This is a genomic window from Actinoplanes sp. ATCC 53533 (assembly GCF_003947245.1).
In genome coordinates this window covers 1-689 of record NZ_QHHV01000685.1, presented here as the reverse complement: position 1 = coordinate 689, position 689 = coordinate 1, and the positions used below count along the sequence as shown (strand labels likewise).

The window sequence follows — 689 nt, the reverse complement described above, 5'->3', positions numbered from 1 at the left end:
CGTCGATCGCTGCCCAGCGCCTACCGCAGCCGGCTGGTGCAGGGACAGTATGCCCGGCACACGGCGGACCCGCGGAGCGTCACCACCGACCAATCGGACACGGTTACGCGATTGGTGTTCACGGCGCAGGTAGCCGTAGAATCCTCCTTTAGTTCCGTCTCGCCTTCCTGCGGAAGGACGTCGTTGATGACCAAGCCGAACATCGATACGACCAAGCCGAGCAGTGCCCGGGTCTGGAACTACATCCTGGGTGGCAGGGACAACTTCGAAATCGACCGCATGGTCGGCGATCAGGTCCGCGCGTCGTTTCCGGCCATCGTGGAGGTGGCACACGAGCAGCGCAAGTTTCTCGTGCGTGCGGTTACGCATCTCGTCGGCGTCGGGATTCGACAGTTCTTGGACATCGGTACCGGCCTGCCCACCGCCAACAATACGCACGAAGTCGCGCAAAGGTTGGCGCCAATGGCGTGCGTGGTCTACGTCGACAACGACCCACTCGTTCTTGCGCACGCCCGCGCCCTCCTGGACAGCAGCCCCGAGGGTGCCACCGACTACGTCGACTCCGATGTCGAAAACCCGCGCAGGATTGTGCAAGAGGCCCGCCGAACCCTGAATTTCAGCGAGCCGGTCGGGATCACCATGCTCGGCATCCTGGGTAACGTGGCGGATTACGCCGAGGCTCGAACCAT

1 protein-coding gene is annotated in these 689 nt (G+C 63.1%); it reads left to right on the top strand.

The genetic code is table 11. The features are described from left to right. Positions 1-186: 186 nt before the first annotated feature. The coding region (locus DMB66_RS60635) for an SAM-dependent methyltransferase (RefSeq protein WP_199753347.1) at positions 187-689 on the top strand (503 nt) is incomplete at its 3' end.